We start from the raw sequence: 23,909 nt of genomic DNA, 5'->3' as shown, positions 1-23,909 counted from the left end.
TTTTTGTTTTTTTCATTGCCTTAATTTTCGCCAGCAACTACCTTTAGTACTGACCGTATTTGATTAACGTGCAGTAACGCCTCGCCAGAGACAGGAAGTAGCCAAATGAACAATAAAATAAAAACCGAACTTAATCCGCAAGATGATGTAGTTGTAAAAACGGCAATTAAAAAGTCTCCGGCAACGGCGCTAACTCCTTCTTTTGCCAGTGATCGTTATATGTACTTTACCGAACGTGATCTGAATAAAATCCTGACTAATCTTGATGCACTGCGTAGCAGCGTGTTTCCGGTGACCAATCCTGATAACGAGATCCAAAGCCGCAAACAACAGCATTTTCCGTCTGTTTGCTTAATTGGCCTTGGCCGTTGCGGTTCCAATATCGCGCTGGATGTCGCGTCTTTGGTATACAACGCCCGCAATTTTTATCTCAGCGAATTCAACAATGAAGAAAAGCAAACGCGGGAACAGGAATACCGGCCGATGCGTTGGATAAAACGCAGCCTGCACCTGTCGAGTGAACAAGCGGTTAAGCCGGTATTTTTAATTGAACCGCTGGTGATGCTCGGCGATCTGGATAAAGACATTGAAGGCCGCATTCGCTTTTCGCATAAAGGCGAAAAAAGCGGCTTTTTGCACGACTACACCAAAATGAAAATTATGGATTTATCAGAGGTGCATGCCGGTGGTGCCGGTAACGCCCCTATTTTGGGCCAGTATCTGGCTAAAATTATCCTTAATAAAGACACCCAGCGTTTTGCCAACACCGACTGGAAGTTTATCCACTCTTACCTGATAGATTCTTGCGGTATTAAAGCCAATCAGTCACGGCTGTACTTTTATATTTTTAGTGCTGGTGGGGGTACCGGCTCAGGTATGGCATCCGAGTTTGGCCTGGCGCAGCAATATGCTTACATGAGCAAAACCTTCGACACCCGTATGCTGGCCGAAGACGAAGAAAACCGCGGCCACTCCTTTGTATTCGAACCTATCTTTACCAGTGGCATCTGCATTTTACCGAATATTTCTGACCACGGCGTTGAGATGTCTGAAGCACTGCATATCAATGCCGGCCGCTTACTATGTAAATATCTGGCTGAAGAGTGGGATTTCTCTTATAACTTCGACAACGAAGACAGCAGTGAATCAAGCGTTATGCACCGCATCCGGCCCTGGAATGCAATGATGCTGATATCCAATGATATTATGCGCTACGCCGAAGAAACCGACGATGGCGGTATTCAGCATATTGATGTCAACGCTATGGAGAAATACGCTAACCAATATATTTCGCAGCAGATTTTTAATATTTTAACGGCCCAGGCAGTAACCACCGATTATGACGAAAACTACTTCCGTCGTGCCGGTATTGATATTGGTGAAACAATACGGCTGGATGCCAATGATTTATTTATGAGCCTGGCCGGCCCGGTTGCCGTGGCGTATGCCGAATCGGTGGTACCGTCCGACAATGGTAGCGCAGAGAAGCTGAAAATGTTTGATAAAAGCGCAGGCGGGCTAAACATTGATGACTTATTTTTCCGCTCAATTGACTTGCCGCATTTTAATAAAGTGACCCAGGCAATTGAAGGCATTAGCTTGCTGCCAATAGAGTCTGGCCGCTACCGGGAAACCCTGGCCAATTACGTAAAAAATGGCTATAACGCTGCCGAGTTAAAAGACTTACACTTTTTCAAAAACTGCTCGTCGGTAGTGTCTATTGTATCGCTGCCGAAAGACTACAAATTATCGTACATGGATTTAAACCGGCTAAAATCGCATCTCAATGCGCTGTTCCCTAACACCACCTTAAAACGCTATGCTCTGGTTATCGGTGCCTCTGCCAATATATCGCTGACCACCCTGATCGTAAAAAGCCCTTGTTTAAGTGATGATTTTTTAACCTTAATTGTCGCCTTTATTAAGCGCTGTTTTGCCAAAGACAACTACCGTTTTGATGAGCAACTTGATCAGGCAATGCTAGAATTTATTCGTTCCGATCAATTTGACGAAAACAGCTTGGATGAGATGCTACATGAATTTGAAAATCCGGCCAAAATTCTCGACACCAACTGGTATGCCATTAAACCAATGTACGAGAAAAAGTACCGCGAACTTATTCATAATAAAGATAAATTTGTCTCTATTAATGACATTCGTTTAAGCCGTGACAGTGTGAAAAAGGCGATTAAATACCTACGCGAAATTTACCGGCACAAAATCAGCAAAACAAAAGTTATTTCGCTTAATCCGCAAAGCCAGAAAAAAACGGCGGCGACAGACTAACCAACGGGACTCTGGATACAGGCTTAGCGATGCTAAGCCTGTATCCGAGCTGCATTACGGCAGCGGTTGCCCGCGCCGGCTAACGTACAGCTGATACCAATGTTCGCGGCTAAGGCTAATGGTTGTTGCTTCTGCACAAGCCGCTATTCGGGCAGCATTGGCCGTACCTATCACCGGTTGCACCGCAGCGGGATGGCGCATTAGCCAGGCCAGCACTATGGCTTCACGGCTGCACCGATACTGCTCAGCCAGTTGTGCAACCAAAGCGGCGGTCGCTTGCTGTGCGGCTGTTTGGCAGGATGCACCACTATAAATACCTTTTGCCAGACTGCCCCAACTTTGCAGCTGTATGCCGTGCTGCTGGCAATATTCCACCGTGCCATAACCAAAGTGATGTTGCTGCCCCTGTGGCATGCCGGTCAGCACCGTTTCCTCCAGCCAGTCGATATCTGCCAGGCTCATTTGTAACTGATTAACTAACAACGGCTGTCCCAGCGCAGTTTGTAACCACTGCATCTGTGCCCAGCCCATATTAGAGACACCAAAATGGCGCACCTTGCCTTGTTGTTGCAGTTGCGTAAACGCCTGGGCGACCTGCTCCGGTTGCATCAGAGGATCGGGCCGGTGTAATAATAATAAATCCAGATAGTCAGTGTTTAGCCGGCGCAGGCTCTGCTCTACTGAGTGGATAATATAGTCAGCTGAAAAGTCGTAGCGCCCGGGGCCCTGTTCATCGGCAAAGCGAATGGCGCATTTGGTTTGAATAAACATCTTAGCCCGGGCCGCCGGAGCCTGCTGCAGATAACGGCCAAACACCTGCTCTGCCTTACCCCGGGTGTAAATATCGGCATGATCAAAAAAATTGATACCGTGCGTTAACGCAGCATCAATAGCAGAATACGCATGCCGCTGGCTCTGTTCGGTGATAACGCTGTCATCCCAGCTACCGCCCAGCCCCATACAGCCAAATGCCAGTGAACTGACACCAGGAAGGTGTTGTGCTAAAGGGATCATAGGGTCTCCTAATAATGAAATTCGCCGCCAGTGTAGCGAAAAAAAGCCTGAACCCCTACACTATCGGCATTATTAGCCCGCTACGGATTGTTGTTCCCCTATGTCTGATACCCAATTATACCGACTAAACAAATTTATCAGTGATACCGGCCTGTGTTCACGGCGTGAAGCAGATAAATTGATTGAAACCGGTCAGGTTAGCGTAAACGGCGCCGTTGCGCCGGTCGGCCTGAAAGTCGGCGAGCACGATCAGGTTTTAGTACAGGGGAAGCCACTAAAGGCTAAACCGAAAAGAGTCTATCTGGCATACCATAAGCCGGTCGGCATTACCTGTACCACAGAGCGGCATATCCATGGCAATATTATTGATGCTATCCGCTACCCCGAACGTATTTTCCCCATCGGCCGCCTGGATAAGCCCTCGGAAGGCTTAATTTTTCTGACCAATGATGGCGATATCGTCAATAAAATTCTGCGTGCCGGTAATGCCCATGACAAGGAATATGTTGTCACCGTCAATAAACCGATTACTGAACGCTTTATTCAGCAGATGAGCCGCGGAGTGCCTATTTTAGACACCGTCACCCTGCCCTGCAGCGTGGTACAAAAATCAAAACAGAGCTTCAATATTACTTTAACGCAGGGGCTTAACCGCCAGATCCGCCGGATGTGTGAATATCTGGGTTACGAGGTGCAAACGCTTAAACGCACCCGCATTATGCATATCCGTCTGGCCGGGCTAAAGCCAGGCCAATGGCGTTTATTGGACGATGTCGAAATCCGTATGCTCGAGGCACAGCTACTCAGCTCCAGCAAAACCGCTGAGCCAGGTACGAGCAACCATAGCTTTGATGACTAACAGTGACAGGTAAAACGACTTATGCAATTCAAGCTGCCGTTCTATGTTGCTTTGCTGACCGGCCCGGCACTATTTCTGCTGGTGCTGTTAACTGAACCCGCCTTTAACGGCATGTCAGAAAATGCCTGGCTGATCAGCGGACTGACAGCCTGGATGGCGCTATGGTGGATCACCGAGCCGGTACCAATACCGGTTACTGCTCTGCTGCCAATTGTCATCGTTCCGTTATTAAGCCTCGACAGTATTGGCAATGTCACGGCACCTTATGCCCATCCGCTGATTTTTTTGTTCCTTGGTGGTTTTATGTTATCCATCGCCATGGAACGCTGGAACCTGCATAAACGCATCGCGCTTTTGACCATGCTATTGGTTGGCAGCAAACCCAGCCAACAAATTGCCGGTATTATGCTGGTTACCGCATTCTTGTCGATGTGGATGTCAAATACCGCCACAGCAGTAATGATGTTACCCATTGGCTTATCCATTATTGCCATGCAACAGGAACAAGGCATCAGCGAAGATAATTTTGCCAAAGCCATATTATTGGCCATCGCCTATGCTGCCAGTATTGGCGGCGTAGCAACCTTAATAGGCACTCCGCCTAATGCGTTATTAGCCGCCTATCTGGAGCGTAGCTATCAGCTGCAACTTAGCTTTAGCGACTGGATGTTGTTTGGTGTGCCGCTGTCGGTAAGTTTATTGCTGGTGTGCTGGTTTTGGCTAACGCAGCTGCATTTTAGACTGGATAAGGTTAAAACCCTTGACAGTCGCAGCTTATACCGGCAAAAACTCAGTGCCCTTGGTGCTATGCATAACGCCGAGAAACTGGTGTTGCTGGTCTTTATACTGGCAGCCTGTTGCTGGATCTTTCGCAGCCCGCTGAGCAGCCTAAGTGGCATTAAACTGGACGATACGCTGATCGCTGTGTTTGCCGGCAGTTTATTGTTTATTTTGCCGGTGTCGTTAAAAACCGGTCAACGCATTTTGCAATGGGAAGACTGCCATAAATTACCCTGGGGTGTGCTATTACTGTTTGGCGGCGGCCTGACGCTGGCCAGCCAAATTGATAACTCAGGATTATCAGCTTATATCGCGTCACAAATTGGTATGCTTGGCAGCGTTAATCTGTTGCTATTGATTGTGCTAGTGACCAGCGTCATTATTTTCCTGACCGAGATCACCAGTAATACGGCCACTGCGGCGGCCTTTTTACCGCTGTTAGGCCCGGTAGCCGTGTCGCTGGATACCTCTGCCGCTATGTTGGTGATCCCCGCGGCTGTGGCAGCCAGTTGCGCTTTTATGATGCCGGTCGCTACGCCGCCCAATGCCATCATTTTTGCTTCAGGCAAATTAAAAATTGTCGACATGGTAAAAGCCGGCCTGGTGTTGAACCTGGTAGCCATAGCGCTGATCACGCTGGCGGTGTGGTATTTAGCACGTTTTATCTTTAACTTTTAAGAACTTACGGCAATAAAAAACGCAGCTCATCGGCTGCGTTTTTTATTTGGAGCGAGTAACGAGGTTCGAACTCGTGACCTCGACCTTGGCAAGGTCGCGCTCTACCAGCTGAGCTATACTCGCATAATTCTGGTATTTACTCTTACTGAGTAATGGTGCCCGGGGCCGGACTTGAACCGGCACGAGGTTTCCCTCGAGGGATTTTAAATCCCTTGTGTCTACCGATTTCACCACCCGGGCAGACAACTTTTTGTTACGCTATTGTACTGTGTTATGGAGGCGGGTCCCGGAGTCGAACCGAGGTGGACGGATTTGCAATCCGCTGCATGGCCACTCTGCCAACCCGCCAATCAAACAATGCACTCTCTTTGAAAGAGTTGGAGCGAGTAACGAGGTTCGAACTCGTGACCTCGACCTTGGCAAGGTCGCGCTCTACCAGCTGAGCTATACTCGCGATGCTTATGGCCATGTGCCTTAACACGAGACGCATTCTACTGTTTTAATTGTGGCAGTCAATAATAAATTTTTGCTTTTATGACTGACTGATTAAAATTTGACTGAGTTGCACTAATTAGCAACAAAAACAGCCATTAATGCAGCAGATCGCGCCAGGCCGCTTTTAAATAAACGTACATAGACCAGAGCGTTAATAACGTAGCCAGGTACAGTAACAGCATGCCCGCCGGGGTAAACCAGCTGACCAGCCAGTGCTCAGGCCGCCAAATCAAACCAATAAGTGCCAGCATCTGCGCTATAGTTTTATATTTACCAAGATTAGATACCGCAACATTAGCCCGCTTACCCAACTGCGCCATCCATTCCCGCAGCGCTGAGATCACTATCTCACGGCTGATCATAATGATGGCCGGGATGGTAACCCACAGTGACACACTGTCTGTTGCCACCAATACCAGCGCCACTGCCACCATCACTTTGTCCGCCACCGGGTCCAGAAAAGCGCCAAAGGGTGTGGACTGCTGCAGCCGCCGCGCCAGATAACCATCCAACGCATCGGTAATCGCCGCCAACCAGAACACAAATGCAGCCCAGAAACGGGCATTGTCAGCACCTGAGTAAAAACACAGGATAAAAACCGGGATCAAAAACAATCGGAACAGGGTTAACAGATTGGGAATATTCCACATCTTATTATTCTCTACAGCATTTATGCCGCTATGCTACTTGTTATGGCAAGCATGGTAAATCTTTTCTGCCTGCGCCTTTGATATCCCCGGCACTGAACACAGCTCAGTAACTGATGCGCGCATCACCCCCTGCAGCCCGCCAAGATACTGCAACAAGGCTTGCCGGCGCTTTTCGCCGATCCCTTTTACCTGCTCCAGTGGGCTTTTAAGCAGCGCTTTGCCTCTTTTATTACGATGACCGGTAATCGCAAAGCGGTGCGCTTCGTCTCGAATTTGCTGGATTAAATGCAAAGCCGGCGCATCTTCAGCCAGATTTATACTGCGGCCATTGTGTGCCAGGATCAACGTCTCCAGCCCGGGTTTGCGACTGGTGCCCTTCGCCACGCCCACCAGCAATGGCCGCTTGGCATGCGGCCAGTTGCTAAACTGTTCAATCGCGATATTCAGCTGGCCCTGGCCACCGTCAATAAAAATAATATCCGGAATGTTGTCAGTGTCCTGCAATTTGCTATAGCGTTTGTCCAATGCAAACTGCATGGCGGCATAGTCATCGCCGGCTGTGATACCGCTGACATTATAGCGCCGATACTGTGCTTTGTGCGGCCCCTGACCGTCAAACACCACACAGGACGCGATAGTCGCCTGGCCCATGGTATGGCTGATATCAAAGCATTCCATTCGTTCAATCGGCTGAGGTAGCGCCAGCAACTGCTGTAACTGCTGATAACGCAGCGCCATTTTTTGTGCCAGTGATTGTTTGTTGTCACAAGACTGCTGGGCGTTTTTCTGTGCCAGGCTCAAATACTGCGCCTTTTCACCCCGCTGTGCATACGTAATACGTACTTTACGCCCTGCCACCTCACTGATCGCATCGGTAACACTGTCTATGTCGGGCAGTGGCCGGGCAATCACAATTTCACGCGGCATCTGCTGCGCACCATAACCATCAAGATAAAACTGCAGCAAAAATGCGGTTAAGATTTCCGCCTCAGAGGTATCTGCCGGCACTTTTGGGAAATACGCTTTTGAACCCAGTACTTTTTGCTCACGCACAAACAGCACATGCACCGCAGCCACGCCATGCGAATAGACAAAACCAATAATATCCATTTCATCGTGCTGCCCGCTAACACTTTGCTGCTCCTGCACTTTTCTTAGCGCGATGATCTTGTCGCGCAACTGTGCGGCTTGCTCAAACTGCAAATTATCACTGGCCTGACTCATTTGCTGCACTAAGTCATCTATCACCTGCTGATTTTTGCCCTGCAAAAATAACCCCGCCAGCGCAACCTGTTGCTGATATTCGGCATCGGATATTTTGCCAACACAGGGGGCTGAGCACAGTTTTAGCTGATACTGCAGACAAGGCCGGGTACGGGCACGATAAAAGCCATCCTCGCACTGGCGAATGGGAAAGATCTTCTGCAAGGTTTTCAGGCTTTGCCAAACAGCACTGGCATTGGGGTAAGGACCAAAATACTGCCCTGCGGTTTTACGCGGCCCACGGTGCGAACTGATACGCGGATGCTTGTGGCTACTGATCAAAATGTAGGGGTAAGACTTATCATCGCGCAGCAAAACGTTATAGCGCGGTAAAAACTGCTTGATCAGATTATTTTCCAGGATCAACGCTTCCGTTTCACTGTGTGTCAGCGTGTATTCAACCTGTGCAATCTGGCTTACCAGAGAGCGGGTTTTAATACTATCGACCTGGGAGCGAAAATAGCTGCTGAGCCGGGCGCGTAAATCTTTGGCTTTACCAACGTAGATGACCTGCTCGGCGGCGTTTAGCATACGGTAAACGCCGGGCTGATGCGGTACAGACTTTAAAAAGCTTTTAGCGTCGAACATCAGGCTTTAGCGATGTCAATCATGCCGTGGCGTAACGCCAGATGTGTTAACTCGACATCACCGCTGATGGCCAGTTTTTCAAACATGCGGTAACGATAGGAATTCACCGTTTTGGCGCTAACATTGAGCTGCTCGGCAATATCCGTCACTTTTTGCCCCTGAGTAATCATCATCATGATTTGCAGCTCACGATCAGATAAATCATCAAACGGGTTCTGACTGTGGTTATTGACCTTACTCAGCGCCATTTTTTGTGCCACTTCATCCGATATATGCCTTACGCCGGAGTAGACTTTACGGATCGCCGACACCATTTCGCGCGGTGGTGAATTTTTTGAAATAAAACCTGCTGCGCCCAATTGCATTACCTTAGTAGGCACCGGTTCTTCACAAGACACCGACAACGCCAATACTTTGATATCAGGGCAGTAATGTAATATACGTTTGGTTGCTGTCATGCCACCCATACCGGGCATGTTCATATCCATCAGCACGACATCAGGTTCGTGTTGACGGCAAAATTGTAATGCTTCTTCGCCAGAGCCAGCTTCGCCTATCACCTTGATACCGCGCTCATCCATTAGTATGCGACTGATCCCAGTACGTACAAGCTCGTGGTCATCAACTAACAAGACGTTAATCAATTTCGCTTCTCCGTTCACTGGTTTTTAGAATTATTATTGCCGTTTAGCATAGCCGACCTACAGCGTTTTTGCTAAACATATTGCGCCGATAATATTAGTTTTGACCGGTTGACGTTAAGTGTGCCAGAAAGGTTAACAATTTGAAACAATAGAATTGTGTTTTAGGCGGTAATTTGTGCTTTTAGCTTTAACAGCAGGCTTTAGTGAAGTGGCGGAGGGAGAGAGATTCGAACTCTCGGTGGGCTATTAACCCACGCCGGTTTTCAAGACCGGTGCATTAAACCGCTCTGCCATCCCTCCGGCGACGCGTATATTAATCAGTTAACCCGATAAAAGAAAGCTTTTAATAGAAAAAATTGTCATGCCGCTGAAATTGTCGCAGCAGAGACTGGTCTGTATGGAACTAACTGCGTATGATGTTATCCAAAGCAACATTAAACCTTTGTATCAGGAGAACATAACGATGTCATACAGAGAAACGTCAACCCTCAGTACTGCCGGACGCAGCATAGAGATTAATAAAGTTCTGCGCAACACCTACTTTTTGCTAGCGATGACACTGGCGTTTAGTGCCGTCGCCGCAGGCATCGCAATGGCGCTTAACATGTCACCGGTGATGTCACTGGTATGTTTTGTCGCCGGCTTTATTATGTTATTCGTGGTCAATAAAAAGGCAGATTCAGCCAGCGGTATTTTCTGGGTGTTTGCTTTTGCCGGTGCCATGGGCGCGTCGCTTGGCCCAATGTTGAACTACTACGCTGGTCTGGCAAATGGCCCGGCGCTGATTATGCAAGCCTTAGGCGGTACAGCACTGATCTTCTTCAGTCTGTCAGCTTATGCACTGACCACCCGCAAAGACTTCTCATTTATGGGCGGCTTTTTAATGGTTGGTCTTATCGTGGTACTGGTTGCCGCGCTGGCAAATATCTTTCTAGCCATCCCGGCGCTTAGCCTGACCATCAGTGCTGCTATCATCCTGATCATGTCCGCCCTGATCCTGTTTGATACCAGCCGTATCATCAATGGCGGCGAGACCAACTACATCCGTGCTACCGTAAGTTTATACCTAAATGTTTTTAACATTTTCGTTAACCTGCTGCAGCTGCTGGGTGTGTTTGGTGGTGATGATTAACGTCACCACTTTGCGTCACAGCTGATATTCGATAGAATGCCCCGCCTGCCGGGGCATTTTTTATATGGAACAGCAAATGACTCGTTTTGCATTACTGATCACCAGCGCCGCCTTTTGCAACCAGACTCTGGCCAGTGTGCTAGTGTTTGCAAAAGCCGCCATTAACAGCGGACACGCTATTGATCATATTTTCCTGTATCAGGACGCCGTGTACAGTGTGGCCGCCAATACCGATTTACCCGCAGATGAACCTGACTTAAGTACAGCGCTGGCACAGTTTTGTCAGCAACATCAGATAGATTTGTTATTCTGCGTCACGGCGGCAGAAAAACGCGGTGTAATAAGTGCCGCCCAGCCTGCAAAATCAGGTTATGTCGCAGCTGGCCTGGCCGAGTTTGCCATGCGCCAGGCCAATATTGATAGGCTGGTACAGTTCTGATGCGTAACATTTTAGTGATACAACAACATAGCCCCTTTAGTAGCAGCCATGGCCGTGAAGCGCTGGACATGATATTGGCACTGGCCGCCGTGGAGCACAACGTCAGCGTGTTATTTCGCGGCGATGCCGTCTATCAGCTGCTGGCCACTGAGCAGCATGCCGATTTTAACCTTAAAGCCTATCCACGCAGTTTTAAGCTGTTTACGTTGTACGACATTGAACAGCTTTATGTCTGCCGGCAGGCATTAACAGAGCGTGGTATTGCCCCTTCGACACTGACAATCGACGTACAGTTACTCGATACGACACAACAGGCAACATTGTTATCGCAGCAAGATCAGGTGATAAACAGCTAATGAAACTGATTAATCTGGTAGCCCCCAACATTAACTTCAGCGAGCTGCGTGCTTTGTGTCAGCCAGAAGATGCCATTTTGCTGCGCCAGGACGCTGTGCTGCTGTGTTTAAATAACACTATTACCTGGCCAACGGCAAAAGTGTACGTGTTGCAGATGGATGCACAGGTAAGACAGCTTACTATGCCTTCGGGTTTTGAACTGATTAGCGCTGAGCGCTGGGTGGAGCTGGCAATAGCCGCTAAGGTGAGTTTGCTATGGCAAAGCTAACACTGAATGGCCAGTGTCTGGCGCTGGATAAGCATGGCTACCTGGCACAGCTGTCTGACTGGAACGAGCAGGTTGCCGCGGAGTTTGCCCGTTTGGAAAACATCAGCCTAACGTCAGCTCACTGGGAAGTGGTCTATTTTGTCCGGCAGTTTTATCTGGAATTTAACACCTCACCGGCCATGCGTATTCTGGTTAAAGCAATGGCACAACAACTCGGACCGGAAAAAGGCAACAGTAAATACCTGTTTATGCTGTTCCCACAGGGCCCGGCTAAACAAGCCACCCGTATTGCTGGCTTACCGAAACCGGCTAAGTGTTTGTAAACTAAGCAAACGCCTCTTTGACGATGCCAATAATGGCTTCAAGGGTGACGATAGCAAATATGGCGACAATACCAATAATAATGGCCCAGTAAATGGCCCGCATTAACGCCGGGTTGGCATGCTTACTACGCTTAGGCGGCTTCTGTGCCATTTCACTGTCCTTGTGCTGTGTATAACGCGCTTTATCAAGTATAGCGCCACGTTATATAGGGACAACGTGGCGCACCACCAACGTAGCTTAGCCAAGCTTGTTCAAGCCACCCATATAGCTGCGCAGTACTTCAGGCACCTCTATACTGCCATCAGCCTGTTGATAGTTTTCCAGGATTGCCACCAAAGTACGGCCTACGGCTAATGCCGAACCATTCAGGGTATGAATAAGCTCTGGCTTTTTCATCTCCGGGCTACGATAACGGGCCTGCATTCGCCGCGCCTGGAAATCGCCCATGTTACTGCACGATGAGATTTCCCGGTAAGTCTGTTGTGCGGGTAGCCAGACTTCTAAATCATAGGTTTTACTGGAACCAAAACCCATATCGCCGGTGCACAGTAGCATGACCCGGTACGGTAAACCCAGTAGCTGCAGCACTTTTTCAGCATGGCTGGTTAACTCTTCCAGTGCCTGCATGGAGTGTTCAGGCTTAACTAACTGCACCAGTTCAACTTTATCAAACTGATGCTGACGAATTAACCCTCGGGTATCGCGACCATAAGAACCGGCTTCACTTCTGAAACACGGTGTGTGTGCGGTATATTTCAGCGGTAATTCAGCAGCGTCAAAGATAGTATCGCGGGCTAAATTGGTTACCGGCACCTCAGCGGTTGGAATGAGCGCCATTCCCTGCCCCTCTTCCGTTGCCGGTTGAGTGTGGAATAAATCGGCACCAAACTTCGGTAACTGCCCGGTACCATACAGGCTGGCATGGTTTACCAGATAAGGCACATACAGCTCAGTGTAACCATGCTCGCTGGTATGTAAATCCAGCATAAACTGGGTGAGAGCCCGGTGCAATTTCGCTACCTGACCACGCATAACCACAAAGCGCGAGCCGGCTACCTTAACTGCACTTTCAAAATCCAACCCCTTGTCCAACGCTTCGCCCAGCGCAACATGGTCTTGTATCTCAAACTCAAACTGGCGTGGCTGACCAAAACGGCGCACTTCTACATTCTGCGTTTCATCTTTACCTTCAGGCACAGACTGATCCGGTAAATTGGGTATGGTCAGCGCCAGTTGCTCAACGTCAGACAGCACGGCATCCAGCTGCTGTTTCGCCGCATCCAGCTGTGCGCCCAGGCCGTCGACCTCGGCCAGCAAAGGGGCGATGTCTTCACCACGGGCTTTCGCCTGTCCGATGGCTTTTGATTTGGTGTTACGCAGATTTTGCAGCTCCTGCGTATCAACCTGCAATTGGCGACGCTGTGTTTCCAGCTCGGTTAAGCGGGCGACGTCTAATACAAAGCCGCGTGTTGCTAAGCGCGCAGCAGTTTCAGTTAATTCGGTACGTAAAAATTTCGCATCTAGCATAGTAGTTACTTCATTGAACCCAGTTTAAGCCCTAACCAGGCAAGCGTTAAACATAACAACACATTTAATAATACGTTGGCGATTGCTTTTAGCCAGTCGCCTTGCTGCAACAGCAAAACGGTGTCCAGCGAAAAAGTAGAAAAGGTGGTGAAGGCACCAATCAGGCCGATAGCAATAAGTGCCCGCCATGGCGATGCCGCCAGCACACCCGTACTAAACAGGCCATATAACAGCCCCAATACAAATGAGCCGAGAATATTAACCAGCAAAGTAGCAAAAGGGAATGATTTACCAAAAACATTCAATGCTATCTCGTTCACGCCATAACGCAAACAAGCGCCGACTGCGCCGCCAAGTGCAACAGCCAAATAGCTTAACATGGCTTGTCTCTTTTGTTTGGGCTTTGCGCATCAAGCGCGCGCAGGTAGCGCAGCTTTTCAGCCAGCTGTTTCTCCATGCCGCGTTCAGCCGGTTGATAAAACTGCTGCCCGGCAAGCTCTGCCGGCAAATAACGCTCGCCAGCAGCGTAAGCGCCCGGTTCATCGTGTGCATAACGGTACCCTTTGCCCATACCCAACTGCTGCATTAATTTTGTTGGTGCATTACGCAAATGCAGCGGCACCTCATAGGCAGGCTGCTCTGCCACCAGCTGCTTTAGCTGGTTAAAAGCGCTGTACACGGCATTACTTTTCGGTGCCAGCGCCAGATAAACTGCCGCCTGGGCGATAGCCCGTTCGCCCTCAGCCGGCCCGACCCGTTCAAACGTATCCCAGGCATTTAGTGCCAATGTCAGCGCACGCGGATCGGCATTGCCGATATCTTCACTGGCAATTGCCAGCAAGCGTCTGGCGACGTATAAAGGGTCTCCGCCCCCGGCTAAGATACGACAGTACCAGTACAGCGCAGCATCAGGATCTGAACCGCGCACCGACTTATGCAAAGCAGAAATCAGGTCGTAAAACATATCGCCCTGATTATCAAAGCCCGGCAACTGCTTAGGTACCAGGTTTTTCAGGGTGTCAAACCGGATCAGTTTAGCGCCATTGCTATCTGCATCGGTCAGCTCCGCCGCTTGCTCCAGCAAATTTAACAGCTTACGGGCATCGCCGGCGGCCAGCTGCAGCAACAACTGCTGTGCATCGTCCGCCAGGCTAATGGCCTCACGGCCGAGGCCACGTTCGTTATCGGCCAGCGCTTGCGCTAATACCTGTTGCAAATCGGCATCGCTCAGCGCTTTGAGCACACACACCCGGGCGCGCGATAAAATGGCGTTGTTCAGCGCAAAGGAAGGGTTTTCGGTGGTGGCGCCGATAAAAATAATGGTGCCATCCTCAATAAAAGGTAAAAATGCATCCTGCTGGCTTTTGTTAAAACGATGTACCTCATCAACAAATAACAAGGTACGCTGCTGATACTGTTGCTGGCGCTGCTGCGCCTGCGTAATGGCCTCACGAATATCTTTAATGCCACAGGTTACTGCTGACAATTTGCTGATCGCAGCATCCGCGTGTTTGGCTATCACTTCAGCCAGCGTGGTTTTACCGGTACCGGGCGGCCCCCACAAAATCAATGAATACACCCTGCCGGCTTCAATGGCTTTTCTCAGCGCACTACCCGCCCCAATAAGATGTTGTTGGCCGGCATACTCGGCTAAGGTGCGCGGCCGCATCCGCGCGGCCAGCGGGCGAAAATCATCATTAAAATCAAGTGGCAAAGAAGTCACAGTGGTTATCGCTGGCGTTGGTCGTCAATGTCGGTGTGCTCAGGCGGTGTGAAACGAAATAAGCTGTCCGCCAACTGCACATTTAGCTGCATCAAGGTAAAGTTAAATTCGCTGTGCTGCTGGTTAATATCCAGCACCTGCATCTGAGATAACGCATCGCCGGAAAAACGCAGTGTCAGCTGCTTCACCGGGCTGTCAGGCTGTTTAGAGCGGATAATAAATTGCTCTCCCTGTTGCGTCACTTCATACTGCGCCCACAGCTCAGCTTTGGTTGAGGTTAGCAGTACAAAAGGCGTACGATTTACCTCATTGGCAGCATCATAAATGGTGAGCTGCTCAAGAGCTTCATTGTAAAACCACAAGCTGTCGCCATCACCAATAAACAAGTTGGCTTCCGGCTCGGTGGTTTCAAAACGAAACAATGCCGGCTGCTTGATCATCAGCTCGCCCTTACCTTGTTGCAACAGCTGTTGGTTAGCATCGAACACCTGTTGCTCAAAACTGGCAGCAAAAGTTTTAATGGTTGCCAGTTTACGCTGCAAGCTTTGCTCAGCGTTTTGCGCCCACGCAGTGCCAACACAACACATCAGCACTACGGCATACAAACTACGTAACATTTAGCATCCTTTTAATAGTTTTTCGGTGGCGGTGGCGCCATCACTTCCCGGTTACCGTTGTGACCGGGTCCACTGACAATACCACTATGCTCCATTTGCTCTACCAAACGGGCCGCACGGTTGTAACCAATCCGAAACTTGCGCTGAACGCCGGACACTGATGCCCGGCGGCTCTCGGTAACAAAGGCGACCGCCTGGTCGTACAATGGGTCGGCCTCACCATCCTCGCCTTCCATGGTCTCACCGGGTAACAGGTTTTCCTCTGTGGTTTCACCGCTTAAAATTTCCGGAATATAATTGGGCCGGCCGCGCTTTTTCCAGTCAGCAACCACGGCATGCACTTCATGATCGTCGACAAAGGCACCGTGCACCCGGTTAGGGACACCAGAGCCCGGTGGCAGATACAGCATATCACCCTGCCCTAACAGGCTCTCTGCACCTTGTTGATCTAAAATCGTGCGTGAGTCAATTTTCGATGACACCTGAAAGGCAATCCGGGTGGGAATATTAGCTTTAATCAAGCCGGTTATTACATCGACTGACGGCCGCTGGGTAGCTAAAATCAGGTGGATCCCCGCCGCCCGGGCTTTTTGCGCGATACGGGCGATCAGCTCTTCTACCTTTTTACCGACAATCATCATCATATCGGCAAATTCGTCGATGACCACAACGATAGACGGCAGTTTTTCCAGCAGTGGCGGCTCAGTGCGCATATCATCAGATGGCCGCCATAGCGGGTCTTTTAGCGGTGTGCCATCGGCTATCGCTTCTTTTACCTTGGCATTGTAGCCTTTTAAATTACGCACGCCGAGCGCCGACATCAGCTTGTACCGGCGCTCCATCTCACCGACACACCAACGCAGGCCGTTGGCGGCGTCTTTCATATCGGTAACCACTTCGGTTAGCAAATGCGGTATGCCTTCGTAAATAGACAGCTCCAGCATTTTCGGGTCAATCATTAAAAAGCGCACATCATCCGGTGTCGACTTATACAGCAGGCTGCAGATCATCACGTTAACACCAACCGACTTACCAGAGCCGGTGGTACCGGCCACCAGCAAGTGGGGCATTTTAGCTAAATCGGCCACCACCGACTTACCGGCAATATCTTTACCCAACACCATCGTCAGCGGTGATTTTGAGTTGTCGAACACCTCATCCCCAATCACTTCCGATAAACGCACAATTTCACGGTGCTGATTCGGCAGTTCTAAACCGATAAAAGATTTACCCGGAATAACCTCCACTACCCTGACGCTAATGGCCGATAACGAACGGGCTAAATCTTTTGACAAGCCGGTAATTTTACTGACTTTAACCCCAGGCGCTAAATCCAGTTCAAACCGCGTAACAACCGGCCCGGGATGCACCCCCACCACTTTAGCTTCTACATTAAAATCCAGCAGTTTGGCTTCAACCAGGCGCGATACCCGTTCTAAATCGGCAGGGTCTATCGGGTTTATTGCTTTATCCGGCCGGTCCAGTAGCGCCAGTGACGGCAGTTCTTCCAGTTGATGGCACACTTCTTCGCCATCATCCTCTTCGTCTTCGGGCGTTGTTATTTCCGCTTCAAAGCTATCCTGTGGCGGTAAATCCAGCTGTTTGAGGGTATCGGCCCAACGCTCGTTATCACTGTCATCAATAGCACTGAACGACAACTGCTCATCGGCCAGGGTGTCGACACTGTAAAATGCCTTGGCCTGCGTTTTAACATCCAAGGGGGTTATTGGCAGGTTGTCAGCTGCAGGCTTACTCAGCTGGGCTGGTTTGCGCGGCTTTTCTATCGCCGCGGCACTCGTTTCTGGCTCGTCTACTGCGGTTTCTTGCGCGAAAGGATCATAATCATCGTTATTGCGCGCTTTTAAACGCTGCGGCACAGTTAGCAAATATTGAAAGCCATTAAAGCAAGCGGCGCCCAGTGCATCGGCCACGGTTAACCAGGAAATACCTGTCATCAGGGTCAGGCCGGTCGCAAAACCGCACAGCAAAAGCAAAATAGTGCCAATAAAATTAAAATACGGCAGTAAACTACTGCTGACGACATCGCCAATCACCCCGCCGGATGAAAAATAAAAAATATCATTAAAATTCATACTGCTGATTGCTGTGGCCGTCAGCAAGGTTAACACCAGGCCAATAAGGCGCAGCCCCAGTATCAGATAATCCAACTGCAGCAGATCATGAAAGCGTTTAAATAACAGATAGCCAGCCAACGCGACTAAAAACGGCAGCAGATAGGCTATCCAGCCAAAACTAAATAGCAATAAATCGGCCAGCCAGGCGCCGATCGGCCCGGCATAATTATGTATGCTGGTTTGGTAACCGGTCTGCGACCAGCTGGGGTCAGCCGGGTCAAACGACAATAACGCCAACAGCAAAAATAACGCGAAGCCAGAAAAGACGATTAAACCGACCTCCAGCAAACGCTGCACACCGTTTAGCGGAAAATACACTCTGTTCTGCAAATGAAAAGCCCTACCTATTTATCATCGTTTTTGTTCAAGCACTTCAGGCCATGCTATTGCGGTTAAGATACCAGAGACACTGTAAAAGTGCATCCGTGAAGCTTGGCTGAACCGGTAATTAGCAGTTAAAGCCGTGTTTAACTGCTAATTGTGACAAAGGTGGTTTGTTTTACTTCTTCCATCACGACATAGGTGCGGCTTTCACGCACACTGGGCAAACGCAATAAGGTTTCGCCCAGCAACTCGCGATACGCCGCCATATTGGCCACCCGGGTTTTCAGCAAGAAGTCAAAGCTACCGGAGACTAAATGACACTCCTGAATTTCTTCCAGCTTTTGTACCGCCTTACTAAACTCGTCGAAATCTTCCGGCGAGGTTTTACTTAAGGTAATTTCGACAAACACCAGCAAAGCAGCGCCCACTTTGTGCGGGTCGACCTGCGCGGTATAGCCTAAGATAACCCCCTCGGCCTCCAACTTGCGTACCCGCTCCAGGCAAGGTGTCGGGCTTAACCCCACCCGGCGCGCCAGTTCGACATTGGCCAAACGGCCGTCACGCTGTAGTTCAGCCAGAATTTTGCGGTCTATTCTATCTAACTTCTTGATACTTTTACTTAAAGAATACATAGCAGGCAAAAAATCGCTTTTTAATATTTAAACAGAATTTTGCACTACCAAACCAAGTTAAAACAAGCATTAATTCTAGATAATTAGCAGTATACTGCGCACAAATTTTACTCAAGCCGACTAAAACCTGATAAAAGGGCATAAAACGATGATAATTGGCGTACCAAAAGAGATTAAAAACCACGAGTACCGTGTAGGTATGACTCCGGCCAGCGTGCGTGAGCTGGTAAACCACAAGCATAGCGTAGTGGTAGAAACCAACGCCGGTATTGGCATTGGCTTTACCGATGAAGACTACATCGCTGCAGGTGCTACAGTATTGGCCAGCGCTGCTGAAGTATTTGCCCAGGCCGACATGATTGTGAAGGTAAAAGAGCCGCAGGCCGTTGAGCGCGCTATGCTGCGCGAAGGCCAGGTGTTATTTACTTACCTGCACCTGGCACCGGATCTGCCACAAACTGAAGACTTAATTAAATCAAAAGCAATTTGTATCGCCTATGAAACCGTTACCGATGCCCGCGGTGGTTTACCGCTGCTGGCGCCGATGTCGGAAGTGGCCGGCCGGATGTCAATTCAGGCTGGTGCGCGCGCATTGGAGAAATCCTGTGCCGGCCGTGGCATGCTGTTAGGCGGTGTGCCGGGTGTGGCACCGGCTAAAGTGGTGGTGATTGGTGGCGGCATGGTTGGCACCAATGCGGCACAAATGGCGCTGGGCTTAGGCGCTGATGTAACCGTGCTGGATCGCAGCGTCGATGTGCTGCGCCGTATCAACGCTCAGTTTAACGGTGCCGTTAAAGCAATTTACTCCACTGCAGATGCCTTGGAGCAGGAAGTACTGGCGGCAGACTTGGTTATCGGCGGTGTACTGGTGCCAGGCGCTGCAGCACCTAAACTGGTCACTAAAGAGCATATCAAGCGGATGAAGCCGGGCTCTGCCATTGTTGACGTTGCGATTGACCAGGGCGGCTGTGTGGAAACCTCTAAGCCAACGACCCACGCCGATCCAACCTATATTGTTGATGATGTGGTGCACTACTGCGTTGCTAATATGCCAGGCGCTGTGCCGCGCACCTCTACGTTTGCGCTGAACAACGCGACACTGCCGTTTATTATCCGCTTAGCGAACAAAGGCTATAAACAGGCCTTACTGGATGATAAACACTTAATGAATGGTTTAAACGTAATTAATGGCCAGGTCACCAATGAAAGCGTGGCAGAAGCCCTGGGGTTTGCTTTCGTTGCCCCTGAAGTGGCATTAAACGCTTAGTGTTCAATAAATAAGCAACACCGTATTAAGGCCGCTTCTGCGGCCTTTTTTAATTTTTGTGCTTTTTTATTGTCTGACAACGGTTTATTTGCATTTTACTATATACATTCGTGCCAGACCTGTTATAGTGCTCTCCGGCCTGTAAAGCAGACCTATGTAACAAAATGTTTATGAAAACTTCGCTACACAGCTTCATTGTAAGTCATGTCCTGAAGATTCACGCACGTTTGGCCGCATAAGTAAGGTAACAGTCAGGCTAAAAGCGCAATTAAGCGTCAATTAGTTTATTAAAATTTTTAGGAGTCATTCATGGCTAAAGTAACTGGTGTAGTTAAGTGGTTCAACGCTGATAAAGGTTTCGGTTTCATTACTCAGGATAACGGCGGCGCTGACGCATTCGTTCACTTCCGTGCTATCCAAACTGAAGGTTACAAAACCTTAAACGAAGGCCAACGCGTTGCTTTCGAAATCGAACAAGGCCAAAAAGGCCCACAAGCTGCTAACGTTACAGTTCTGTAATTTAAGCACTTGCTAAAAAAAGGACACCGCGGTGTCCTTTTTTATTGCCTGCAATTTAGCGCCGGCGTATTTAATCAGTAGCCTCCCCCTTGCCACAACTCAGGATCAGCCTTTTTCTTCTCTGACAAAAGCGATATCGGCAAAGCCCATGCGGGCAAATTCTTGCTGGCGGTAGTTCTTTACCGCAGCGCCTCGCTTGGCTGTCATAGCCACCTGTTGCTCCATCGCCAAAAAGCGGCTTAAATCTATCCCCTCTGCCGCCGCAACAGCTTCGTACATATCACGGTGCTTGTCATAGCTAAAGTTAATCACTTTACGCTGCTTGTTAAAGGTATAGCTAACTTGTCTGGCCATCAGCCTCTCCACGTTGTTGCGCTGTGTTGCTACACAGTTTACAGGATAATACGAGCAGTACTGAACCCAATGCCAGCATAGTCAGGTTTTCCTGCCGGTTCCACAGCAGAATGTTGACCACCAGGCCAGCTGGAATAAGCATGTTATTCATCACCGCCAGCACACCACTGCTTACTTGTGTTGCGCCTTTATTCCACCAGTAATAGCCACCGCCAGACGCCACCAACGCCAGCCATAGCAAAACACCCCATTGCAGCGCTGACTGCGGGTATTGTGGAGCCCCCAGCAACCACCAGGCCGGCAACGCAACAAGCAGCGCCCCCAGATAAAACCAGGCAAAAATCTGATGTTGTGGCAGCGTTGCCGGTTGCCGCGCCAGCAACAGCTTGTAACCGACCTGACCGACAGCGAAACACAAGTTAGCCCCCTGCACAACGGCAAACCCCAACCAGTAGTCTGACGTTAAGCCCTGATAACGCATGATGGCGGCGGCCAGCACCGCGACTATAGCCGCCAGTAAATACCGGTAATGAAAGCGCCGCTGCAACAGATCGTACAGCAAGGTGATATACACCGGCGTAAAAATGGTAAACACCAGCACCTCGGGCACGCTAAGCAGTAAAAACGACTGATAGTAAAACAGATACATTAATCCTAACTGCACGGCCCCCAGTGCAATCAGTTTTAAGGCTAGTGCCAGCGGTTGCGGCCGCAGAAAAGGTAAAAACAGCAATAATGCCAGAGCTACCCGCAGCAACACAGCAAAATACGCATCTACCTGCCCGGCCAGATAGACGCCAATTAAACTAAATGAGAACGCCCACAGTATGGTTACCGCTATCAGATACTTCAACCAGCGTTATCCTGCTGTTTAATTAAGGGGGCGGCATACAACCCCGACAACATAGGCGCCGCTGATGCCGGTAGCGCTTGCAGTCTTTGTTGCCACAGTTCAGCCACTTTGACATCCACTTGCGCCTGTTGCTGGCCAGCCGCAAGATAATTCACCGGATATAACCGGTATTGCTGCCAGATCTGCTGGTCAATTAACGCGGCAAGCTGTTCCGGTTCAGCCGGGATCTCTGTTAAGGGTTTAGCAAAAGCAACATGCACCCGGCCTTTATAGCCAACAATACCTTTGATAATGCTGTCGATATCCTCAAACTCGCCTTTTTGATAGCTGCCCTGGGTTTGCTTTTGCCACAGCTCGTTAATTTTATCGATGTCACAAGGGTCATACTCGTAGGATAAGCATACCGGCACGATATTCAGACCGGCCATATAGCTGGCAAAATCTTCACCACGCTTTTTACCTTCCATATAAAACATTTTTAAAATGGCCGGATCAGTCTCGTCATTGCCGTCTTTAGCCCGGCCTTCTTTTTGCGCAATCCAAACCGAGTGCTGCTCAGACAACGAATGCTTAATATAGCCAGACAATTGTGAGAAGTTTTTCAGCATTTCACGCGGCCCTTTAGCACCGCGTTTTACAATAAAGCTTTTGTTTAATTTCATCAGCTCAGTTGCACAGGGCTTACGCAGCAAATTATCCCCAATTGCAATACGCACTGTATCAAAGCCGTGATGGTGCAAACACCAGTTTACCAGCGCCGGGTCCATAGCAATATCGCGATGGTTAGACACAAATAAATAGGCTTTACCTGGCGTTAAATGCTCAAGACCCGACACGCTTATAGTATCGGTTGTGCTGTCTATCATCCGATCCATAAAACCGGCCACCTGCTGTTGCACGGCCAATACCGTATTTAACTTAGACCAGCGCCGTTTTAAGGCAAATTTCACCAGAGGCGACAGTAACCAGCCAAAGGGACCGGATAAATGCGGAAAACGATAATGCAAAATTGCCTGAATAAATTCGTCATCAGCAATTAAACGGGCAATGGCCGGTGCCACTTCGTCATCATTATAGGGCCGGATATCGGCATAAATATCTTGGTCTGACACAAAAACCACTACGCTTGCTGTTTTAAAGAGCGGCCTATTTTACTGAGATAACAGAATTTCACCAGCACCTTTGCTTATCAGGCCCAGATTACCGCTATCGCAGCCAGTACAATTAGCAGTAAGCCCCAATGGTCAGCGCGTTGTAGCCTTTCTTTAAACACCAGCGCTGAAATCAGTAGCATAAACAACACTTCTATTTGCCCCAGAGTTTTTACCAGCGCCACCGATTCCAGACTCATCGCGGTGAACCAGCCGACAGAGCCAACACAGCTGCAGACACTCACCGCCAGCGTCAGTTTGGGTCGCTGCCAAAGCGCGGCTAATGTCGGCCGCTCAGATACTAATATATAAACGGTTAAGATCAGCGTTTGCAGCAGAATGACCAGCAGCAATACCCAGGCAGCGCCATGAGGGAAAGGCAACCCCAGTACCAGGCTGGCCTGACGTACCCACAATGATGTCAGCGCAAACGCCAAACCACTTAACAAGCCAAGTAGTAATACCGGCCAGGATAACTGACGCCAGCTGGCACCACTGAGCAAAAATACCGCCACCGCGCCAAGCCCCACCCCACACCAGGCCAGCAAACTTAACGACTCACTAAAAAACGCCACCCCAAGTACCGCGGCTAAGATGGCTTCACTTTTCGCCAGGCCTGCGCCAATAGCATAGTTTCGTAGTTTAAACAGCTTCACCATCAGCGCTGTGGCCAGTATTTGTGCCAGTGCCGCCGCGATAATAAAACCGGTAAACGCTAAGCTGAATTCAGGCCATACCACCGGCTGCCACTGATACAAACTAAACAGATAAATGGCAGCCAGCGGCGATGCCCATAAAAACCGCGCCAATGTCACACCCGCGACGCTAACATCTTTGCTCAGTTGTTTTTGAAACGCATTGCGCCAGGCCTGCATAAACGCAGCCAGCAAGGTAAAGGGGATCCACAGCACAATAATTAACTCTGAAAGACGTAAAGATGGCTAGGATATCAAGGCAGCGAAAAAGTAGATAGCGGCTAAAAGCGATAGTGAGTATACAGAGGGCTAATTAGCGCTAGCCCTCTGTATTT

The 23,909-nt window shown here is 49.4% G+C and carries 25 protein-coding genes and 5 tRNA genes; 10 read left to right on the top strand and 20 right to left on the bottom strand.

All coding sequences use genetic code 11. The features are described 5' to 3' along the window. Positions 1 to 219 precede the first annotated feature (219 nt). Positions 220 to 2,286 carry a hypothetical protein gene (locus EYB30_RS13500; protein WP_410200355.1) on the top strand — a complete coding sequence of 689 codons (2,067 nt, stop codon included), beginning with the start codon at positions 220 to 222 and terminating at the stop codon, positions 2,284 to 2,286. Between the two features lie 54 nt (positions 2,287 to 2,340). On the opposite strand, the gene EYB30_RS13495 is transcribed toward EYB30_RS13500, so the two are convergent. Further along, positions 2,341 to 3,300: an aldo/keto reductase gene (locus EYB30_RS13495; RefSeq protein WP_166839433.1), complete on the bottom strand. Its 960-nt coding sequence runs from the start codon at positions 3,298 to 3,300 to the stop codon at positions 2,341 to 2,343. A gap of 100 nt (positions 3,301 to 3,400) precedes the next feature. Between EYB30_RS13495 and EYB30_RS13490 the strand changes: the two genes are divergently transcribed. Together EYB30_RS13490 and EYB30_RS13485 are read left to right on the top strand one after the other, a co-directional pair. Continuing rightward, positions 3,401 to 4,159 carry a pseudouridine synthase gene (locus tag EYB30_RS13490; RefSeq protein ID WP_166839432.1) on the top strand — a complete coding sequence of 253 codons (759 nt, stop codon included), beginning with the start codon at positions 3,401 to 3,403 and terminating at the stop codon, positions 4,157 to 4,159. Positions 4,160 to 4,180: 21 nt separating this feature from the next. Further along, complete coding sequence (locus tag EYB30_RS13485; RefSeq protein ID WP_166839431.1) at positions 4,181 to 5,617, top strand: SLC13 family permease; 1,437 nt, start codon at positions 4,181 to 4,183, stop codon at positions 5,615 to 5,617. Between the two features lie 47 nt (positions 5,618 to 5,664). On the opposite strand, the gene EYB30_RS13480 is transcribed toward EYB30_RS13485, so the two are convergent. The 8 genes from EYB30_RS13480 to EYB30_RS13445 all read right to left on the bottom strand — a co-directional run bounded on the left by EYB30_RS13480 (position 5,665) and on the right by EYB30_RS13445 (position 9,557). After that, a tRNA-Gly gene (locus tag EYB30_RS13480) sits at positions 5,665 to 5,740 on the bottom strand. Positions 5,741 to 5,770: 30 nt separating this feature from the next. Beyond that, positions 5,771 to 5,857 (bottom strand) — tRNA-Leu (locus EYB30_RS13475). A 34-nt stretch (positions 5,858 to 5,891) separates the two neighbouring features. Next, positions 5,892 to 5,965, bottom strand: a tRNA-Cys gene (locus EYB30_RS13470). Positions 5,966 to 5,995: 30 nt separating this feature from the next. After that, a tRNA-Gly gene (locus tag EYB30_RS13465) sits at positions 5,996 to 6,071 on the bottom strand. 136 nt (positions 6,072 to 6,207) lie between these two features. Then, positions 6,208 to 6,762 carry a CDP-diacylglycerol--glycerol-3-phosphate 3-phosphatidyltransferase gene (gene pgsA / locus EYB30_RS13460; protein WP_166839430.1) on the bottom strand — a complete coding sequence of 185 codons (555 nt, stop codon included), beginning with the start codon at positions 6,760 to 6,762 and terminating at the stop codon, positions 6,208 to 6,210. A gap of 33 nt (positions 6,763 to 6,795) precedes the next feature. Further along, positions 6,796 to 8,613, bottom strand: a complete 1,818-nt coding sequence (uvrC, locus tag EYB30_RS13455) for an excinuclease ABC subunit UvrC (protein ID WP_166839429.1) — start codon at positions 8,611 to 8,613, stop codon at positions 6,796 to 6,798. After that, the gene (gene uvrY, locus EYB30_RS13450; protein WP_166839428.1) at positions 8,613 to 9,257 is read right to left on the bottom strand and encodes a UvrY/SirA/GacA family response regulator transcription factor; all 645 of its coding nucleotides are present in this window, start codon (positions 9,255 to 9,257) and stop codon (positions 8,613 to 8,615) included. Before uvrY ends, uvrC begins: the two co-directional genes overlap by 1 nt. 209 nt (positions 9,258 to 9,466) lie before the next feature. Then, positions 9,467 to 9,557: transfer RNA gene (locus EYB30_RS13445), tRNA-Ser, on the bottom strand. Positions 9,558 to 9,720: 163 nt separating this feature from the next. On the opposite strand from EYB30_RS13445, the gene EYB30_RS13440 reads away from it, so the two are divergent. The 5 genes from EYB30_RS13440 to EYB30_RS13420 all read left to right on the top strand — a co-directional run bounded on the left by EYB30_RS13440 (position 9,721) and on the right by EYB30_RS13420 (position 11,776). Then, a complete protein-coding gene (locus EYB30_RS13440) occupies positions 9,721 to 10,389 on the top strand; it encodes a Bax inhibitor-1/YccA family protein (protein ID WP_166839427.1) in 669 nt (222 codons plus the stop codon). Positions 10,390 to 10,465: 76 nt separating this feature from the next. Beyond that, positions 10,466 to 10,828 (top strand): sulfurtransferase complex subunit TusD, encoded by a 363-nt coding sequence (gene tusD / locus EYB30_RS13435; RefSeq protein WP_166839426.1) that lies wholly within the window; start codon positions 10,466 to 10,468, stop codon positions 10,826 to 10,828. Beyond that, on the top strand, positions 10,828 to 11,184 hold the full coding sequence (tusC, locus tag EYB30_RS13430; protein WP_166839425.1) for a sulfurtransferase complex subunit TusC: 357 nt from the start codon (positions 10,828 to 10,830) through the stop codon (positions 11,182 to 11,184). The genes tusD and tusC overlap by 1 nt, the downstream gene beginning before the upstream one ends. Next, positions 11,184 to 11,453, top strand: coding sequence for a DsrH/TusB family sulfur metabolism protein (locus tag EYB30_RS13425; RefSeq protein WP_166839424.1), 270 nt, complete (start codon positions 11,184 to 11,186; stop codon positions 11,451 to 11,453). The genes tusC and EYB30_RS13425 overlap by 1 nt, the downstream gene beginning before the upstream one ends. Continuing rightward, entirely contained in the window at positions 11,441 to 11,776 is a 336-nt protein-coding gene (locus EYB30_RS13420) for a TusE/DsrC/DsvC family sulfur relay protein (RefSeq protein ID WP_166839423.1), read from the top strand. Before EYB30_RS13425 ends, EYB30_RS13420 begins: the two co-directional genes overlap by 13 nt. 1 nt (position 11,777) lies before the next feature. On the opposite strand, the gene EYB30_RS13415 is transcribed toward EYB30_RS13420, so the two are convergent. The 7 genes from EYB30_RS13415 to lrp all read right to left on the bottom strand — a co-directional run bounded on the left by EYB30_RS13415 (position 11,778) and on the right by lrp (position 18,735). Next, the gene (locus EYB30_RS13415; protein WP_166839422.1) at positions 11,778 to 11,927 is read right to left on the bottom strand and encodes a hypothetical protein; all 150 of its coding nucleotides are present in this window, start codon (positions 11,925 to 11,927) and stop codon (positions 11,778 to 11,780) included. Positions 11,928 to 12,014: 87 nt separating this feature from the next. Beyond that, entirely contained in the window at positions 12,015 to 13,304 is a 1,290-nt protein-coding gene (gene serS, locus EYB30_RS13410) for a serine--tRNA ligase (protein ID WP_166839421.1), read from the bottom strand. Between the two features lie 5 nt (positions 13,305 to 13,309). Beyond that, positions 13,310 to 13,684 carry a fluoride efflux transporter CrcB gene (crcB, locus tag EYB30_RS13405; RefSeq protein WP_166839420.1) on the bottom strand — a complete coding sequence of 125 codons (375 nt, stop codon included), beginning with the start codon at positions 13,682 to 13,684 and terminating at the stop codon, positions 13,310 to 13,312. After that, positions 13,678 to 15,027 carry a replication-associated recombination protein A gene (locus EYB30_RS13400; RefSeq protein ID WP_166839419.1) on the bottom strand — a complete coding sequence of 450 codons (1,350 nt, stop codon included), beginning with the start codon at positions 15,025 to 15,027 and terminating at the stop codon, positions 13,678 to 13,680. The genes crcB and EYB30_RS13400 overlap by 7 nt, the downstream gene beginning before the upstream one ends. Before the next feature lie 5 nt (positions 15,028 to 15,032). Beyond that, positions 15,033 to 15,644 carry an outer membrane lipoprotein periplasmic chaperone LolA gene (lolA, locus tag EYB30_RS13395; RefSeq protein ID WP_166839418.1) on the bottom strand — a complete coding sequence of 204 codons (612 nt, stop codon included), beginning with the start codon at positions 15,642 to 15,644 and terminating at the stop codon, positions 15,033 to 15,035. Between the two features lie 11 nt (positions 15,645 to 15,655). After that, complete coding sequence (locus tag EYB30_RS13390) at positions 15,656 to 18,109, bottom strand: DNA translocase FtsK (RefSeq protein WP_166839417.1); 2,454 nt, start codon at positions 18,107 to 18,109, stop codon at positions 15,656 to 15,658. A 137-nt stretch (positions 18,110 to 18,246) separates the two neighbouring features. Beyond that, positions 18,247 to 18,735: a leucine-responsive transcriptional regulator Lrp gene (lrp, locus tag EYB30_RS13385; RefSeq protein ID WP_166839416.1), complete on the bottom strand. Its 489-nt coding sequence runs from the start codon at positions 18,733 to 18,735 to the stop codon at positions 18,247 to 18,249. Positions 18,736 to 18,883: 148 nt separating this feature from the next. Between lrp and ald the strand changes: the two genes are divergently transcribed. Beyond that, positions 18,884 to 20,002 carry an alanine dehydrogenase gene (gene ald / locus EYB30_RS13380; RefSeq protein WP_166839415.1) on the top strand — a complete coding sequence of 373 codons (1,119 nt, stop codon included), beginning with the start codon at positions 18,884 to 18,886 and terminating at the stop codon, positions 20,000 to 20,002. 309 nt (positions 20,003 to 20,311) lie between these two features. Beyond that, positions 20,312 to 20,521, top strand: a complete 210-nt coding sequence (gene cspE / locus EYB30_RS13375; protein ID WP_027670166.1) for a transcription antiterminator/RNA stability regulator CspE — start codon at positions 20,312 to 20,314, stop codon at positions 20,519 to 20,521. Between the two features lie 105 nt (positions 20,522 to 20,626). On the opposite strand, the gene EYB30_RS13370 is transcribed toward cspE, so the two are convergent. The 4 genes from EYB30_RS13370 to EYB30_RS13355 form a co-directional block, all read right to left on the bottom strand. Beyond that, a complete protein-coding gene (locus EYB30_RS13370) occupies positions 20,627 to 20,875 on the bottom strand; it encodes a DUF2960 domain-containing protein (RefSeq protein ID WP_166839414.1) in 249 nt (82 codons plus the stop codon). Next, complete coding sequence (locus EYB30_RS13365; RefSeq protein ID WP_166839413.1) at positions 20,859 to 21,728, bottom strand: EamA family transporter; 870 nt, start codon at positions 21,726 to 21,728, stop codon at positions 20,859 to 20,861. The genes EYB30_RS13370 and EYB30_RS13365 overlap by 17 nt, the downstream gene beginning before the upstream one ends. Beyond that, positions 21,725 to 22,840, bottom strand: coding sequence for a 1-acyl-sn-glycerol-3-phosphate acyltransferase (locus EYB30_RS13360; RefSeq protein WP_166839412.1), 1,116 nt, complete (start codon positions 22,838 to 22,840; stop codon positions 21,725 to 21,727). Before EYB30_RS13360 ends, EYB30_RS13365 begins: the two co-directional genes overlap by 4 nt. A 77-nt stretch (positions 22,841 to 22,917) precedes the next feature. Further along, a complete protein-coding gene (locus tag EYB30_RS13355) occupies positions 22,918 to 23,790 on the bottom strand; it encodes an EamA family transporter (protein ID WP_166839411.1) in 873 nt (290 codons plus the stop codon). Positions 23,791 to 23,909 lie beyond the last annotated feature (119 nt).

This window comes from Rheinheimera pleomorphica, from assembly GCF_011634895.1.
GTDB lineage: Bacteria > Pseudomonadota > Gammaproteobacteria > Enterobacterales > Alteromonadaceae > Alishewanella > Alishewanella pleomorphica.
Note: the sequence above shows the minus strand (reverse complement) of the source record. Positions and strands in the feature narration are given on the sequence as shown.

Bases quoted from the DNA above. Each gene is read 5' to 3' on its own strand.
- EYB30_RS13420 (WP_166839423.1), top strand. From the start codon at position 11,441: ATGGCAAAGCTAACACTGAATGGCCAGTGTCTGGCGCTGGATAAGCAT.
- EYB30_RS13500 (WP_410200355.1), top strand. From the start codon at position 220: ATGTACTTTACCGAACGTGATCTGAATAAAATCCTGACTAATCTTGAT.
- EYB30_RS13485 (WP_166839431.1), top strand. From the start codon at position 4,181: ATGCAATTCAAGCTGCCGTTCTATGTTGCTTTGCTGACCGGCCCGGCA.
- EYB30_RS13495 (WP_166839433.1), bottom strand. From the start codon at position 3,300: ATGATCCCTTTAGCACAACACCTTCCTGGTGTCAGTTCACTGGCATTT.
- pgsA (WP_166839430.1), bottom strand. From the start codon at position 6,762: ATGTGGAATATTCCCAATCTGTTAACCCTGTTCCGATTGTTTTTGATC.
- cspE (WP_027670166.1), top strand. From the start codon at position 20,312: ATGGCTAAAGTAACTGGTGTAGTTAAGTGGTTCAACGCTGATAAAGGT.
- lolA (WP_166839418.1), bottom strand. From the start codon at position 15,644: ATGTTACGTAGTTTGTATGCCGTAGTGCTGATGTGTTGTGTTGGCACT.
- EYB30_RS13425 (WP_166839424.1), top strand. From the start codon at position 11,184: ATGAAACTGATTAATCTGGTAGCCCCCAACATTAACTTCAGCGAGCTG.
- EYB30_RS13415 (WP_166839422.1), bottom strand. From the start codon at position 11,927: ATGGCACAGAAGCCGCCTAAGCGTAGTAAGCATGCCAACCCGGCGTTA.
- EYB30_RS13490 (WP_166839432.1), top strand. From the start codon at position 3,401: ATGTCTGATACCCAATTATACCGACTAAACAAATTTATCAGTGATACC.
- ald (WP_166839415.1), top strand. From the start codon at position 18,884: ATGATAATTGGCGTACCAAAAGAGATTAAAAACCACGAGTACCGTGTA.
- tusD (WP_166839426.1), top strand. From the start codon at position 10,466: ATGACTCGTTTTGCATTACTGATCACCAGCGCCGCCTTTTGCAACCAG.
- EYB30_RS13440 (WP_166839427.1), top strand. From the start codon at position 9,721: ATGTCATACAGAGAAACGTCAACCCTCAGTACTGCCGGACGCAGCATA.
- serS (WP_166839421.1), bottom strand. From the start codon at position 13,304: ATGCTAGATGCGAAATTTTTACGTACCGAATTAACTGAAACTGCTGCG.
- tusC (WP_166839425.1), top strand. From the start codon at position 10,828: ATGCGTAACATTTTAGTGATACAACAACATAGCCCCTTTAGTAGCAGC.
- uvrC (WP_166839429.1), bottom strand. From the start codon at position 8,613: ATGTTCGACGCTAAAAGCTTTTTAAAGTCTGTACCGCATCAGCCCGGC.
- lrp (WP_166839416.1), bottom strand. From the start codon at position 18,735: ATGTATTCTTTAAGTAAAAGTATCAAGAAGTTAGATAGAATAGACCGC.
- EYB30_RS13370 (WP_166839414.1), bottom strand. From the start codon at position 20,875: ATGGCCAGACAAGTTAGCTATACCTTTAACAAGCAGCGTAAAGTGATT.
- crcB (WP_166839420.1), bottom strand. From the start codon at position 13,684: ATGTTAAGCTATTTGGCTGTTGCACTTGGCGGCGCAGTCGGCGCTTGT.